This window comes from Streptomyces sp. NRRL S-646 (assembly GCF_000720765.1).
Taxonomy (GTDB): Bacteria; Actinomycetota; Actinomycetes; order Streptomycetales; family Streptomycetaceae; genus Streptomyces.
In genome coordinates this window covers 1-14,673 of record NZ_JODC01000048.1, presented here as the reverse complement: position 1 = coordinate 14,673, position 14,673 = coordinate 1, and the positions used below count along the sequence as shown (strand labels likewise).

Sequence of the window (14,673 nt, the reverse complement as noted above, 5' to 3'; positions counted from 1 at the left end):
CGCGTCATCGTAGGTCAGGCAGAACCGGTGAGTACGGACAACTGGTGTTCGCGCGTCTCGGCAACGCTCGGCCGGCGGCGGTGCCCCGTAGGGCGAATCCGAATGTGCCGGCCGGCTCTGGCGTCGAAGTTCAACGGGCCTTCTGTGCTGCGGGGTTTTCACCAACGGTCCTTTTTGTCCGGGCAGGATCAAAGGTGGTGTCGCGGTGAGCGTGAAGCGCCGGTTCGGTCCCGGAACGGCCGGATGGTCGGCTGCGCGCTGCTGGGGTGCGAGGTCAGGCTGTCTTGTTGCTGGGGGGTTTTGCCGCCGGGTCTTTGGCTGTTGCCGTGTGATCGTGACGCCGGCCCGGTGGGCTGTTGGCTGCCGGCGGGTCGGCGGGTCGGCTGGGGCCGTGGGCCGGTGCTCGCTGGCACCGGGCGGCAGGGGATGGAGGGCGGGGTGTGGTGGGGGTGGCCTGGCGTCGTGTGTGGTGTGGGAGTCCGGCTGGGGCCGTGGGTCTGCGGACGCTGATCCCTGGCAGGAGAAACAGGGGGTGCGGGGTGGGGTGTGGTCGGGGGTGGTCGGTCGTTGTTTGTTGTTTGTTGTTTGTGGTGTGGGGTGTTTGGTGTGTGGGGGCTGGTGTGGTTGTTGTTTCGTCAGGTGTGTGGGCCGCGGCGTGTGGGCCGCGGCCCGGACTGGGTGTCGTCCGTGGGTCTGGGTGGTGCGTGTTCTGTTGTCAGGGTGCTCCGCCCCTCCGCTGGGGAGCTGTCCTGACGGACAGGGGTGTGGTGGTGCCGCAGTGTCTGTCGGGGTCGGCTGGGCCGGCCGGTCGGTGGGGATGTGGTGGTGCCTGAAGTGTGTGTGTGGTTTAGGTGGGTTGGGTGGTGAGGAGGGAGGTGAAGACGGTTTTGCCGTCCTGGCGTCCCGTCACTTCGACGGTGACGTGGTGGTGTTCCTGGGATGCGGCGAGGGCCGCTTCGACGATGCAGGGGTGGTCGAGTTCGGCGTAGCGGTGGAAGGCGGTGGAGATCGCGGTCGGTACCACGGTGAGGGGAGCGAGGAGGGCGGATGAGGCTTGTCTGGCTGCTTCGAGGAGGACCATGCCGGGGTGGTGGTCGCCGGTGTGGTCGTAGAGGACGGGGTGGGTGGGGTCGGGGGTCAGCAGCCAGCGGTGCGGCGCGTCGGCGGGTGAGAGCACGACGTCGGCTGTCCGTGCGCGTCCGACGGTGGCGGGTGGCAGGGGCCGGCGCGGGATCTCCCGCAGCGCGCTGACGTCGCGGGTGAGCCGGGTGGTGCGTAGGCGGTGGTAGACGGCGGGGGGGATGACGGTGAAGCGGCCGCCGCCGGCGGCGATGGCCTGGCCGTGTCGGTGGATGGTCAGTTCCATGCGGAAGCCGGTGGCTCTGGTGCCGCGGCGGGTGATGTCGGTGCAGGTGGCGGTGAGGTGGATGTCGGTGGGCTGGGGGCCGATGTCGAGGCGGTCGGCCTGGGTGCTGAAGCCGAGTTCCCACATGACGAAGTGGTGGCCGAGGGGGACGCCGAGTTCGGCGTGTGCGAGGAGGAGCCCGGCCTGGCGGAACGTCTCTGCGGTCAGCAGGGGGTCGTGTCTGGTGCCGTCGGCGCTCTGGAAGAAGGTGTGGGCGCGGGGCCATTGGCCGAGGAGGGTGAACTGGGTCTCGCTGTGTTTGGTGCAGCCGGTGAGGAAGACCTCGGCGTGGCAGGCCCGGTGGACGTATTCCTTGGGGACGGTGGTGGTCAGGCGCGGCAGGGCGGGGGCCGGCGGGCCGGCCTGGAGCGGAGCCAGGTGCATCTGCGTCTCCCGGAGCGAGTGGTGAAACGGCGGGATGTCTGAGAAGCCGTCATGTAAGATACGGACCTACCGGTTTTATTCTCAATCGGAACCCGGGCAAAGGAACGGTCAAGTGTTCGGATTCCGTGGTTCCGGTAGCGGGGGGCTGGGGGGCGGGGTGCCGGTGCGGGTGTTCCGCTGATCTGAAGGCAACTGCCCTTTTATTCCTTGCGGTTTGTGTGTGTGGTGCGGCTTGTGGTGGCATCATCTGATCCACCGCATCACATGCTGCTTCGTTTTCCGTTGACCGTCTGAACGGCCTTCAGGGGGAAGCCGACTGATGGAAGAACCAACCGTTCCTGCTGTCCTGGATCCCAGTGGCCGGGATGTTCATGCCGAGGGTGCCTGTCTGAGGGCGCAAGGTCCGGCCGTTCGGGTGTTGCTGCCGGGGGGTGTGCCGGCCTGGGCGATCACCCGGCACGAGCTGATCAAGGAGTTGATGACCGATCCGCGGGTGTCCAAGGACGCCTACCGGCACTGGCCGGCGTGGATGAGCGGGGAGGTCGATGATGCGTGGCCGCTGGCGATGTGGGTGTCGGTGCGGAACATGCTGACCGCTTATGGCGGGGAGCACCGGCGGCTGCGGCGGCTGGTGGCTGCGGCGTTCACCGCGCGGCGGACCGCGCTGCTGCGGGGGAGGATCACGCAGATCGTCGACGAGCTGATCGGGCACCTGGCGCGCGTGCCGGCGGGTCAGGTGGTCGATCTGCGCAGGGAGTTCTGCTTCGCCCTGCCGGTCCAGGTCATCTCGGAGCTGCTGGGTCTGGACAGGGCCGGCTGGCCCGATCTGCACCGGGTGGTGGATGTCCTGTTCACGACCACGACCACCTCCGAGGCGGCGCAGGCCAACCAGGCGCAGCTGTACGGGCTGCTGGCCGCGCTGGTGGCCGGCAAACGGCGCCGGCCGGCGGCGGACCTGACCAGCGAGCTCATCGCGGTGCGGGACGAGGGGGGTTCGGGCCTGAGCGAGAAGGAACTCCTGGACACCCTGCTGCTGATCATCGGTGCCGGTCATGAGACCACCGTCAATCTCCTGGACCAGGCGGTCTGTGCCCTGCTGACCCATCCGGGCCAGCTGCGCCTGGCCGTGGGGGGCGAGGTGTCCTGGGAGGCGGTGGTGGAGGAGACCCTGCGCTGCCGGGCGCCGGTGGCCACCATCCCGCTGCGTTTCGCGGTCGAGGACATCGACGTGGGCGGCGTGCGCATCGCCCGGGGCGAGGCGATCGTGATGTCGCTGGCCGCGGCCGGGCGCGACCCCGCCCGGCACGGGCCGGACGCGGACCGCTTCGATGCCACCCGGGAGAGCCGCGGGGACCATCTGGCCTTCGGGCACGGGGTGCACCACTGTCTGGGCCGGCCCCTGGCGATGGCCGAGGCGACCACGGCCCTGCCGGCGCTCTTCGCCCGCTTCCCGCATCTGCGGCTGGCCGTGCCCCCGCACGAGCTGCGCCCGCTCGAGTCCTTCATCTCCAGCGGCCACCGCGAGCTCCTGGTGGTCCTCACCCCTCCTGCCCCGTGATGAGCCGCGCCGTTGAGGAGAACGACATGCCCGCCGCCCTGCCCAACGACCTGCCCAACGACATGCCCGCCGGCACGCCTGACGTCCTGCCCGCCGACATGCCTGCCGCCCTGCCCGCCGGCCTGCCTGCCGCCCTGCCCGCCGGCCTGCCTGCCGACATGCGCGCTGGCTTGTCTGCCGACATGCCCACTGGCCTGCCTGCCGGCCTGCCCACCGGCATGCGCGCCGCCCTGCCCGCCGGCACGCCCAACGGCACGCCTGGCGTCCTGCCTGGCGTCCTGCCCGCCGGCACGCCTGGGGTCCTGCCCAACGGCATGCCTGCCGTCCTGCCTGCCGACATGTCTGCTGCCTTGCCGGCCGGTGTGCCTGCCGGGTTGTCGCATCTTCGTCTGGTCGCGGTGAACATCGATGGTGTGTTGCTGAATGACACGTTCAGTCCGGTGATCCGGCAGATGGTGCTTGAGCGGGGCGGCCGGTACAGCGCTGATGTCGAGTACGAGCTGTTCTCCCAGTCGCAGTTGGTGGCCGCGCGGGCGTTCGCGGAGGCGGCGCGGGTGCGGCTGGGGCCGCAGGAGGTGCTGGAGCTTTATCTTCAGGAGCGTGAGCGCTATCTCGCCCACACCCCGGTGCGCGTCCTGGACGGGGCCGCGGGCCTGCTGGCGCGGCTGCGCGGGCTGGGGCTGCGGATGGTGTGTTACGGCGGGCTGGACAAGGCGCACTTCGATGCTCATCTGGGCCATCTCGCGCACTTTTTTGATGGTCCGGGCTATGTGTGCACCGATGGTTTCCGTCCCGGTATCCGGGAGATCACCCGGGAGATCTTCCGGCTGCCCTTTGACCGGGTGCTGTTCATCGACGACGTGGCCCGGGTCGCGGAGGAGGCCGGCCGGCTCGGTGTGCCGTTCATCGGCCGTCCCGGCGATTTCGAGCACGGGCACCAGCATGTGCTCATGCGGCGCTTCGGTGTGCGGCACGTGGTGCGCAGCCTGCCGGAGATCGACGAGGGGCTGCTGCGCCGGGTGGACGGCGAGGCGGCGGCGGGCCTGTTCCGGGTGCAGGGTGGGCCGGGGGCCGGCTCCCAGGGGGCGGGGGCGGCGCATGTCTGACGGTGCCGCCCCCCTTGACGGCAAGGTCGTGCTCATCACCGGTGCGAGCAGCGGTATCGGTGCGGCCGCCGCGGGGGTTTTCGCCCGCCAGGGTGCCCGTCTGGTGCTGTGTGCCCGCCGTGAGGAGCGGCTGCGCGCGCTGGTGGGCCGGCTGCGGGGGCAGGGGGCGACGGCGAGTTACGTCGTCGCCGACGTCTCGCGCGCCGGGGATGCCCGGGCCCTTGTCGAGCAGGCCGTGGCCCGCCACGGCCGGCTGGATGCGGCCTTCAACAATGCCGGGACCGCCGTCGAGAAGAGACCCCTGCACCTGACCGACGACGACTGCTACGAGCGTGTCATGGCCACCAACGCGCGGGGTGTGTGGAACTGCCTGCGCCACGAGATCGCGGCGATGCTCGCCTGCGGGGGAGGCGCGATCGTCAACACCAGCAGCGTCGGCGGGCTTCTCGCCTCCTCGGCCGCCGCGCCGTACATCGCCTCCAAGCATGCGGTCATCGGCCTGACGAAGGCGGCCGCGGTCGAGTACGCCGCGCACGGCATCCGGGTCAACGCGATCGCGCCGGGGCTGGCCCGCTCCGAGATGGTCGACCAGTGGTTCACCTCTCATCCCGGGGCGCAGGAGCAGGCCCTGCGCTCGGCGCCGCAGCGGCGGGCCGCCGATCCCGAGGAGGTCGCCGAGGCGGCCGCGTGGCTGTGCAGCGACCGGGCGTCCTTTGTCACCGGCGCGACCCTGGCGGTGGACGGGGGACGCACGGCCTGGTGACCGCCCGGCCAGGGGGCCGGCGGCCGGCGGCCGGTGCGGGGCAAAGCGACCGGGGGCGGACCGGGGGCGGGCCGCGGGCGCGGCCCGCCCCCGGTCCGCCGCCCGGCCCCGCACTTTCCATAGTCCCGTACAAAACGACCGCGCTGCTTTTTTCCGTGCCGGTATGCGGTAAGGTACAAGCTGTTTGGTTTAATTTTGAGCTAGAGGAGCGTCTCATGGCTCAGCAGGAACGAGCTGTCCGGACCCGGCGCGCTGTTCTGGAGGCCGCCGCGGCGGTCTTCGCGGAGCGCGGGTACGCGGCGGCCACGATCGGCGAGATCCTCACCCGGGCCCAGGTGACCAAGGGCGCCCTGTACTTCCACTTCGACTCCAAGGCGGCCCTCGCCCAGGGCGTGCTCGAGGCGCAGGTCACCACCGACTACCACGTGCCCCGCGAGCTGAAGCTGCAGGAGTGGGTGGACGCGGGCATGACCCTGGCCAAGCGCCTGCCGCAGGAGCCGCTGCTGCTCGCGGGCGTCAGGCTCTCCGCCGACCTGCAGGGCCGCGAGGTCTTCGGCAGCGCCTGGCCCGCCTGGACCGAGCTCACCGCCGCCTTTTTGACCGAGGCCAAGGAGCGCGGCGAGGTGCTCCCGCACGTGGTGCCGGGCGAGACCGCGCAGGTCTTCCTCGGGGCCTGGATCGGCGTGCAGTACGTCTCCCAGGCCATGGCCGGCTGGGCGGATCTGGAGGTGCGCATGTCGGCGCTGTTCAGCCACATGCTGCCCGCCATCACCGCCCCGGCCGTCCTGGTCAGGCTCGACACGGCCCCCGACCGGGGAGCCCGGGTCATCGCCGAGGTGCGCGCCCAGGCCCCGGCCCTGGCCGGCGCCGGCCAGTGACGCTCCCGCCGCCCGCGCTCCGCCCGCATTTTCGGCCGCATTTTCGGCCGCGCCGCCGCGCCCGCCCGCGCCGCACGCCGCGGCGCGGGTAGCCGCGCTCCTTCTGCTCCGCCGTTTCCCGGGCACCGCCCCGGCACAAACAAACCATCTGTGCGGTTTAATGGTGGGGTCCAGCCCCTGCCGCACGGGACGTGCGGCCCGCCGGGAGGCGTGCGGGGGCAGCGAGGCCGGTTCCCCGAAACCGACCGAGGGAGGATCGGATGGTCAAGCAGGAGCGTGCCGCCCGGACCCGGCGGGCACTGATCCGGGCGGCGGCGGAGGCCTTCGCCGGCGAGGGCTACGTACCGGCGTCCCTTCCCCTGATCAGCGAGCGGGCCGGGGTGAGCAAGGGGGCGCTGCACTTCCACTTCGGGAGCAAGGACGCCCTGGCGCGCGCGGTGGAGGACGAGGCGGCCCGGGCCGTGGAGGGCATCATCGACGCCGCCCGGCAGCGGCCGCAGGCGGCGCGGCTGGAGCTGCTGGCCGACGCGACGCGCCACCTGATGTCCCGCATCGCCACCGACGTGGTGGTGCGGGCCGGGTTCCAGATGGACGGCGACGTCACGCGCAAGGGGGACCTGGCCCTGTCCCGGCGCTGGCAGGGGTGGGTCGGCGAGGTGCTGCGGCAGGCCGAGCGGGAGGGCGAGCTCGGCGAGGGCGTCTGCGGGCGGGCGATGGCCGCCACCGTCGTCGCCGTGACGGCCGGGCTGCGGGTGCTGGCCGTCCAGGACGAGGCCTGGCGCTCGGCGTCCCGGGTGGAGCAGATATGGGCCGTGCTGATGCCCGCGCCGGCCGCCCGGCGGGCGGCGCACCGCGCGGCACCGCCCGGCCCCCCGGAGCCCGGAGAGTATCTTTCCTCCCCCTGAAAGCGTCCTGACGTCCTGGTTTCGCGGTCGGGGCCGACCCCACCGGCCCGCCCTTCAACCGGACAAACAGTTCTCTTCCCCTCTAAAACCCCGGCATCCGAGAAGTAAAACAATCCGTCCGGTTTGATATTGACAAACCGTCTGGATTGTTTTTCAATCGTTGGCCTACCCGCTTTTCCGGCGAGAGACGACTGCGCCGGCGGGACGACAGGGGGATTGGCGTGGACATTCAGGTACTGGGCGCCCTGGGGGTCAGCAGGGGCGGAGTCTCCATTACTCCCACCGCGCCGAAGGCGCGGCAGGTGCTCGCCCTGCTGGCGCTGCACGCCGATCAGGTCGTACCCGTCGCCGCGCTGGTCGAGGAGCTGTGGGCCGGCCGTCCGCCGCGCAGCGCCCGCACCACGCTGCAGACCTACGTGCTGCAGCTGCGCGAACTCATCACGGCGGCCCTCGCCCAGCCCGCCGGCGGCGGGCCCCTGTGCGCGAAGGACGTCCTGGTGACCTGCCCCGGCGGTTACCGGCTCGCCACCGGCGGCGGCACCAGCGACGTGCGCGAGTTCGAACGCCTGGCCGGCCTCGGCTACCGGGCCATGGACGCCGGCGACCACCCGCGGGCGGCGCGGCTGCTGCGCGAGGCCCTCGGCCTGTTCAGCGGCGCGCCCTTCGCCGACGTCCAGCAGGGCTCCCAGCTGGAGACCGAGGCCAGGCGCCTCCAGGAGAGCCGGCTGTGCGCCCTGGACCAGCGCATCGAGGCGGACCTGCGGCTGGGCCGGCACCGCGAACTGCTCGCCGAACTGACCGTCCTGGCCGGCCGGTACCGCACCCACGAGAACCTGCACGCCCAGTTCATGCTGGCCCTGCAGCGCTCGGGACGGCGCAGCGAGGCGCTGGACGCCTACCGCAGGCTGCGCACCACGCTCGTCAGCGAGCTCGGCATCGAGCCCTGCGTGGCCCTGCGCCGCCTGCAGCGCTCCATCTTGCTGGCCGGCCCGGAACAGGCGGCCAAGACCCCCGAGGCAGCGCCGCCGATGGCGTCCGCGGCGGGCTGACCTGCCGGGCACTCGAAAGCCGCCCGAGCACCGCAACAGCGCCCCGCCCCACCGGGTTCAGGCGCACTTGACGTGGGCTCAAGGACGCGGACGCCGGCGGTTTTCGGCCGTTACCGTGGCCAGTCAGCGCACCCACCTCTTCGAACACACGGTCGAGGAGAAGACGATGCCAAGGGGGAGACGAAACCATGAGGATTCAGGTACTGGGTCCACTGAGCGCCGACATCGACGGTGTCTCGGTGGTGCCGACGGCGAGCAAGCCCCGGCAGATCCTGTCACTGCTCGCGCTGTATCCCGGCCGTGTCCTGCCCGTTCCGACCCTGATGGAGGAGATCTGGGGAGCCGACCCTCCCCTCAGCGCCCTGACCACCCTGCAGACCTACATCCTGCAGCTGCGCCGGCGCCTGGGCACCGCCATGGGGCCCCACTCACCGCGCAGCGCCAAGGAGCTGCTGGCCACCCGGCACGGCGGATACCTGCTCCAGATCCAGCCGCAGACCGTGGACGCGCACACCTACGAGCAGCTGGTCTGCGCCGGACGCACCGCCTTCGAGGCCGGCGACGACGCCCGCGCCGCCCAGACACTGCGCCAGGCACTGGACATGTGGCAGGGCCCGGCCCTGGTCGACGTACGCGTCGGTCCGATCCTGTCCATCGAGACCCTCCGCCTGGAGGAGAGCAGGCTGGTCACCGTGGAGCGGCGCATCGACGCCGACCTGCGCCTGGGCCGGCACACCCAGCTGCTCGCCGAGCTCAAGGACCTGATCGTGCGTCATCCCCAGCACGAGGGCCTGCACTCCCAGGCCATGGTGGCGCTGTACCGGTCGGGCCGGCAGGCCGCGGCACTGGACGTCTACCGGCAGCTGCGCATCCGGCTCATCGAGGAACTGGGCGTGGAACCCTCACCCCAGCTGCAGCGCCTGCACCAGGCCATGCTCGCCGTCGACCCCGCCCTCGACGTGGCCGCGGGCCCCCGCCGCGGCTCGACCTTCGACCTGTACGCCACCTGAGGCCGCGGCATGTTTCGAGCCTGCCTCTAGCACCGTCGGCAAGCCTGGTGGGGCCCGTGACACACCAAGGGGGCCAAGGGAGGGGCGGACATGGCGGACACAGCGCCACCCGTACGGCTGTACTGCTTCGCACACGCGGGGGCCGGAGTCTCCGCCTTCAACGGCTGGGCCCGCAGCATCGGCCCCGGCGTCGAGACGGTGCCGCTCCTGCTGCCGGGCCGGGAGCGGCGGCGCCGCGAACCGCGCCTGACCGACCGTCCGGCACTGGTGGCCGACCTGCTGGACCGGGTGCGGCCCGAACCCGGCAGGCCGTTCATCCTGTACGGGCACAGCCTGGGAGCCATGGTGGCCCACACCCTCACCCAGGCCCTGCACGAGCAGGGACGTCCCCTTCCCGCGCTGCTCGCCGTCGGCGCCTGCCCGCCGCCGGACGAGACCAGCGAACTCGCCGACAGCGCCGACAGCGCCGACAGCGCCGACAGCGCCGACAGCGCCGACGCGTGGCTGCTGGACCGGCTGAGCGCCATGGGAGCCGTGCCCGCCGGGGCCCGGCCGGACGGCTACTGGCACCGGGCCGTGCTGCCGGTCCTGCGCGACGACCTGCGCCTGGCGCACGCGCTGCGGGCCTTCGCCCGCAGCGCCGCCGGCTCCCGCGGCCACCTGCCGGTGCCCCTGCTGGCCGTCGCGGGAGACCGCGACCCGCTGGCGCCGCCCCCGCTGGTCGCCGGCTGGCGCAGGTGGTCCGCCCGTCCGGTGGTGACCCGCACCGTCACCGGCGACCACTTCTTCGTACGGGGTGAGGCGCTGCCCCGGCTCCTCGGCCGGGCCGCCCGCGTCGTCCGGCGGCTCGCCACCACCCCCACGCCCCCGGAGCCCTGCACACCGGCGCCACCGCACGGCCGGCCCGCGGTAACGGGCCGGCAAGCCGTCCCGGCCGGCTGACACCGCCCGGACCCCTGCACCGATCCACCCACCGCTGAATGTGCCCGGCACGAGAAGAAAGAGAGACACCACCATGCAACCCCTCGACATAAAGGACCTGGTCGCTCTGCTGCGCACCAACGCCGGTGACAGCGACACCTTCGACCTGGACGGCGATGTGCTGGACGTGCCGTTCGACGAACTCAACTACGACTCGCTGGCACTGCTGCAGGTCACCGGTGCCATCGAGCGCGACTACGACGTCGCCCTCGACGAGGAGGCCCTGGAGGAGGCCCAGACCCCGCGCCAGTATCTGCAGGTCGTCAACCAGGTGCTCGCCTCCTCCCCGGCGGCCTGAGCCCGGGCATCCCCGCCAGCCCTGCCGCCGCACCCGCAGGGGCGGTCCCTTCCGGGACCGCCCCGAGGCCGTGTCTCGTCGGCGGGCCGGCCGGCTGATCAGATGTGCCGGTCCGGTCAGCGATCACTGATGCGATGCGGGCCCGGATCGAGCCGCTGATGCCGGCCGCTTCCCGTCCGCGCTCGGCCAAGGGGCCGATCACCGCCGCACCGTGAAGGCCACCGCGGGCAAGGACCCCACCTGCTCGCCCCGGCGCGACCTGCCGGACAAGCCCGGCTCGTTCCGCACCGCTCACACGCGACTGGTCAGATGGGCCGGGGACGGCACCTGGCAACGGAACCTCGCCGCAGTGGTGGCAGCCCAGAATGCAGGCGCGCACAGGCACTGCCGCCGGCCTTGTGACCCGTCCCGGGGCGATCACAAGCGTCGGCGGGAGTCGGGATGCATCATGTCGATGGCGGCCTGAGAACCACCCGGGTAAGTTGGCGATCTTCGGATGGCAGAAGCTCCCGGAGTCCCTGAATGCGAACGCCATGATGAACCCCGGCCAGCCCCCCGCACGACTTCGCCTCGCTACCGCGCTTGACGGCCTGGCCGCCGCCTTCGTCGGGATGACGGCCCATCCCGACGAGCACAACTGCGAGTGCCACTGGGGCAGCGCCGAAGAACTCGCGCAGCTCAAGGTTGCGGATACGGAGGTGGACCTTGACCTGCTACGCCGCACCTGGCAGGCCCCCGACTGGAACGACCACGCATCCGTACTACGCCGGATCCTGCCCCAGTTCGCCACCGCCCTCGTCAAAGGCTTTGTCGAGCCGCTCTTCGGCCTGGAGGAAGCCGGCCGCTCGTTTGCTCGCGGTCATTGGCAGCAGTGGCCCACCGCGCAAGCCGAAGCAGTCAGGGACTTCCTGCACGCCTGGTGGGCCGACACGCTCGCCGATCCCGATCCCGCAGTACCCGCCTACGAGGTCCTGGCATTGATCACCGAGGCCTCTGCCACGCTTACCCCGTGGCTCACCACATGGGAAACGCTGACTGACCGCCCGGCCGACGACCACCTGGCCGAGGCGGCAGCCAAGTGGGAGTACGACCTGCTCGGAGACCAACTGCCCTGGCACTCTTGGGAGAACGAGGAAGAGACACGCACCGAGCTGACCGCCTGGCTGGTCCGCAATGTCCCTGCCCGGCTCCGGGCCCACGGCGTATCAGGGGAACTGCTCCACCGCATACGGCTGCTCGGCCTCACCGGCGACGATCGTTGGGAGGACCCTCACTGGCCCGGCCACCGCCGCTGAACCACCGTGCGGTGCTCCCTGCCCTCCTCTTGATTTCTGCATAAATGTGTCGGCACCGGAAGATGAAGAACAAGCTCAGGGGTGTGCGCCCGTGCCGCCGTCCGCCGGGGCCCGGGTCAGTCGATGCCCCGCACGATGTGCACCTCCGTGAGGTCCTCGTCCTCGTCCGCCCCTGCCAGCAGCAGCGGCGGGGCCGCAACCGGAGCCAGGAACAGGGCATGACGCGAGAACGCGGGGCGAAAGTGCTCCTCGCGGCCCTCGTGGCGGGTGTCGTCCACACGGTCCTCCTTGTGCGGCGGCCGCCCGGGCGGCCGCCGCCGCCCGGCCCGGCCCGCGGATCAGTAGCGGTAGTGGTCCGGCTTGTAGGGGCCCTCGGCGTCGATGCCGAGGTACGCGGCCTGCTCCGGCCGCAGCCGGGTCAGCTTGACGCCCGTGGTGACGAAGATGTCGGCCTTGTCGACGACCTCGTCGAGCGTGGTGACCTGGTAGCCGTCCATCGCCGCCTGCAGCGCGCAGATCGGGTCGATCTCCGTGACGATCACCCGGGCGCCCTGTCCGCGCAGCGACTCCGCGCAGCCCTTGCCCACGTCGCCGTACCCGCACACGACCGCGGTCCTGCCGCCGATCAGGACGTCGGTGGCGCGGTTGATGCCGTCGACCAGGGAGTGGCGGCAGCCGTACTTGTTGTCGAACTTCGACTTGGTGACCGCGTCGTTGACGTTGATCGCCGGGAACAGCAGGACGCCGTCGCGCTGCATCTCGTACAGCCGGTGCACACCGGTCGTGGTCTCCTCCGTCACCCCGCGCACCGCTGAGGCCAGGGCCGTCCAGTCCAGGGGGCTGTTCTCCAGCAGGGCGCGTACGACGGCCCCTTCCTCGGTGTCCGCGTCCGGCAGGAGGCCGCTCTTGCGGTATCCGGCGCCCTGGTGGACGAGGAGGGTGGCGTCACCGCCGTCGTCGAGGAGCATGTTCGGGCCCGCCGCACCGGGCCAGGTCAGCGCCTGCTCCGTGCACCACCAGTACTCCTTGAGGGTTTCGCCCTTCCAGGCGAACACCGGGACGCCCTGCGGGCTTTGGGGCGTGCCGGTGGGGCCGACGGCGACGGCGGCGGCCGCGTGGTCCTGGGTGGAGAAGATGTTGCAGGACGCCCAGCGGACCTCGGCGCCCAGCGCGGCCAGGGTCTCGATGAGCACGGCGGTCTGCACCGTCATGTGCAGGGAGCCGGTGATGCGGGCGCCGGCCAGCGGCTGCGCCTGGGTGTACTCCTCGCGGAGCGCCATCAGGCCGGGCATCTCGTGCTCGGCGAGGCTGATCTCCTTGCGGCCGAAGGCGGCCAGGGACAGGTCGGCGACCTTGAAATCCGTGAACTCAGCTGGCACGGGAGCTCCTTGCCCTCATGACGTGACGGTGGATGTCCAGGGCCGCGGTGGACCTGTTCAAGGTGATGTAGTGCAGCCCGGGCGCGCCCTCGGCGAGCAGCCGCTCGGCCATGGCGCCGGCGTACTCCACGCCGATGCGGCGGCCCGCCGCCGTATCGTGCCGGGCCGCCTGAAGGCGGTGGGCGAGGTCTTCGGGGAAGGCCGCGCCGCTCAGCTCGGCGAACCGGCGGATCTGGCGCACGTCGGTGGCCGGCATGATCTCCGGGATGATCGGGATGTCGCAGCCGGCGGCCGCCACCCGCTCCCGCAGCCGCAGATAGTCCTCCACGTGGAAGAACATCTGCGTGATGGCGTAGTCGGCACCCGCCCGGCACTTGGCCACGAAATGCCGGATGTCCACGTCCCAGTCGGATGAGCGCGGATGCCGCTCCGGGAAGGCCGCCACCCCGATGGTGAAGTCACCCAGCGAGCGCACCAGCTCGACCAGCTCGCTGGCGTACCGGAAGCCGTCGGGGTGCGCCACCCACGGCCCCGTGGGGTCACCGGGCGGATCACCGCGCAGCACCAGGACGTCCCGGATACCCGCGTCCGCGTAGGCGCCGATGATGTGCCGCAGCTCGGCCACCGAGTGGCCGACGGCGGTGAGGTGGGCGACGGGACGCAGCGTCGTCTCGGCCGCGATGCGCCGCGTCACCTCGATGGTGTCCTGCCGGGAGGAGCCTCCCGCGCCGTAGGTGACGGAGACGAAGTCCGGCCGCAGGGGCTCGACACGGCGTATCGCCTGCCACAGTGTGCGCTGGCCGGCCGCCGTCTTCGGCGGGAAGAACTCGAAGGAGAACGTGGGCCGGGGTGTCATGCGCGGCCTCCCGCGTTGAAGTAGCTCGCCTCGGGGTGGTGCACGACGATGGCGTCGGTGGACTGCTCGGGGTGCAGCTGGAACTCCTCGGACAGGTGCACGCCGATGCGCTCCGGCCGCAGCAGGCCGGCGATCTTGGCCCGGTCCTCCAGGTCCGGGCAGGCCGGATAGCCCAGCGAGTAGCGGCAGCCCTGGTACTCCGTACGGAACATGCCGTCCAGGGCGGCGGGATCACCGCCGGAGATACCGAGTTCGGCGCGCACGCGCGCGTGCCAGTACTCGGCGAGGGCCTCGGCCAGCTGGACGGACAGGCCGTGCAGTTCGAGGTAGTCGCGGTAGGCGTCGGCCTCGAAGAGCCGGGCGCTCTCCTCGCCGATGCGGGAGCCGACGGTGACGACCTGCAGTGCGACGACGTCGGTCTCGCCCGCCTCCTGCGGGCGGAAGAAGTCCGCCAGGCACAGCCGGCGGCCGCGGCGCTGGCGCGGGAAGGTGAAGCGGGTGCGCTCGTTGCCGGCCTCGTCGAGGATGATCAGGTCGTCGTTCTTGGAGACGCAGGGGAAGTAGCCGTGGACGACGGCCGCTTCCAGCAGGTTGTCGGTCTGGAGCCGGTCCAGCAGGCCGCGCAGCCGGGGCCGGCCCTCGCTCTCGACCAGGTCCTTGGTCAGCCCCCACTGGCCGCGGAACAACGCCGTCTCGTCGAGCCAGGACGCGTACTCCTTGAGCTGGATGCCCTTGATGACGCGGGTGCCCCAGAAGGGCGGGGTGGGGAGGGGGTTGTCGGTGGCGACGTCGGAGCGGACGTGGCC

15 protein-coding genes are annotated in these 14,673 nt (G+C 71.6%); 10 read left to right on the top strand and 5 right to left on the bottom strand.

From position 1 onward, the window contains the following. Positions 1 to 847 precede the first annotated feature (847 nt). The gene (locus tag IH68_RS0148445) at positions 848 to 1,789 is read right to left on the bottom strand and encodes a ScbA/BarX family gamma-butyrolactone biosynthesis protein (RefSeq protein WP_030950144.1); all 942 of its coding nucleotides are present in this window, start codon (positions 1,787 to 1,789) and stop codon (positions 848 to 850) included. Between the two features lie 415 nt (positions 1,790 to 2,204). Here IH68_RS0148445 and IH68_RS0148440 point away from each other — a divergent pair, with 415 nt between their 5' ends. The 10 genes from IH68_RS0148440 (at position 2,205) to IH68_RS0148395 (ending at position 11,632) form a co-directional block, all read left to right on the top strand. Further along, positions 2,205 to 3,347: a cytochrome P450 gene (locus IH68_RS0148440; RefSeq protein WP_324607707.1), complete on the top strand. Its 1,143-nt coding sequence runs from the start codon at positions 2,205 to 2,207 to the stop codon at positions 3,345 to 3,347. 26 nt (positions 3,348 to 3,373) lie between these two features. Next, positions 3,374 to 4,453, top strand: a complete 1,080-nt coding sequence (locus tag IH68_RS0148435) for a hypothetical protein (protein WP_324607706.1) — start codon at positions 3,374 to 3,376, stop codon at positions 4,451 to 4,453. Then, entirely contained in the window at positions 4,446 to 5,216 is a 771-nt protein-coding gene (locus IH68_RS0148430; RefSeq protein ID WP_030950136.1) for an SDR family NAD(P)-dependent oxidoreductase, read from the top strand. Before IH68_RS0148435 ends, IH68_RS0148430 begins: the two co-directional genes overlap by 8 nt. 215 nt (positions 5,217 to 5,431) lie before the next feature. Beyond that, on the top strand, positions 5,432 to 6,094 hold the full coding sequence (locus tag IH68_RS0148425; protein ID WP_030950135.1) for a ScbR family autoregulator-binding transcription factor: 663 nt from the start codon (positions 5,432 to 5,434) through the stop codon (positions 6,092 to 6,094). A 260-nt stretch (positions 6,095 to 6,354) separates the two neighbouring features. Next, complete coding sequence (locus tag IH68_RS0148420) at positions 6,355 to 6,999, top strand: ScbR family autoregulator-binding transcription factor (protein ID WP_063763621.1); 645 nt, start codon at positions 6,355 to 6,357, stop codon at positions 6,997 to 6,999. Between the two features lie 221 nt (positions 7,000 to 7,220). Then, positions 7,221 to 8,048 carry an AfsR/SARP family transcriptional regulator gene (locus IH68_RS0148415; RefSeq protein ID WP_030950132.1) on the top strand — a complete coding sequence of 276 codons (828 nt, stop codon included), beginning with the start codon at positions 7,221 to 7,223 and terminating at the stop codon, positions 8,046 to 8,048. A 188-nt stretch (positions 8,049 to 8,236) separates the two neighbouring features. After that, a complete protein-coding gene (locus tag IH68_RS0148410; RefSeq protein WP_030950129.1) occupies positions 8,237 to 9,058 on the top strand; it encodes an AfsR/SARP family transcriptional regulator in 822 nt (273 codons plus the stop codon). A gap of 90 nt (positions 9,059 to 9,148) precedes the next feature. Beyond that, on the top strand, positions 9,149 to 10,000 hold the full coding sequence (locus IH68_RS0148405; protein WP_063763620.1) for a thioesterase II family protein: 852 nt from the start codon (positions 9,149 to 9,151) through the stop codon (positions 9,998 to 10,000). A gap of 73 nt (positions 10,001 to 10,073) precedes the next feature. Further along, complete coding sequence (locus IH68_RS0148400) at positions 10,074 to 10,337, top strand: acyl carrier protein (RefSeq protein ID WP_030950123.1); 264 nt, start codon at positions 10,074 to 10,076, stop codon at positions 10,335 to 10,337. A gap of 536 nt (positions 10,338 to 10,873) precedes the next feature. Then, positions 10,874 to 11,632, top strand: a complete 759-nt coding sequence (locus IH68_RS0148395) for a hypothetical protein (protein WP_420719049.1) — start codon at positions 10,874 to 10,876, stop codon at positions 11,630 to 11,632. A gap of 116 nt (positions 11,633 to 11,748) precedes the next feature. On the opposite strand, the gene IH68_RS56910 is transcribed toward IH68_RS0148395, so the two are convergent. From IH68_RS56910 to IH68_RS0148375, 4 genes are all read right to left on the bottom strand, one after another. After that, entirely contained in the window at positions 11,749 to 11,910 is a 162-nt protein-coding gene (locus tag IH68_RS56910) for a hypothetical protein (protein WP_159403894.1), read from the bottom strand. A gap of 60 nt (positions 11,911 to 11,970) precedes the next feature. After that, entirely contained in the window at positions 11,971 to 13,011 is a 1,041-nt protein-coding gene (locus IH68_RS0148385; RefSeq protein ID WP_030950119.1) for an adenosylhomocysteinase, read from the bottom strand. After that, positions 13,001 to 13,867 carry a methylenetetrahydrofolate reductase [NAD(P)H] gene (metF, locus tag IH68_RS0148380; protein ID WP_030950117.1) on the bottom strand — a complete coding sequence of 289 codons (867 nt, stop codon included), beginning with the start codon at positions 13,865 to 13,867 and terminating at the stop codon, positions 13,001 to 13,003. The genes IH68_RS0148385 and metF overlap by 11 nt, the downstream gene beginning before the upstream one ends. Continuing rightward, positions 13,864 to 14,673: vitamin B12 dependent-methionine synthase activation domain-containing protein (locus IH68_RS0148375; RefSeq protein WP_030950115.1), on the bottom strand; the 810-nt coding region annotated here is incomplete at its 5' end. The genes IH68_RS0148375 and metF, both read right to left, overlap by 4 nt.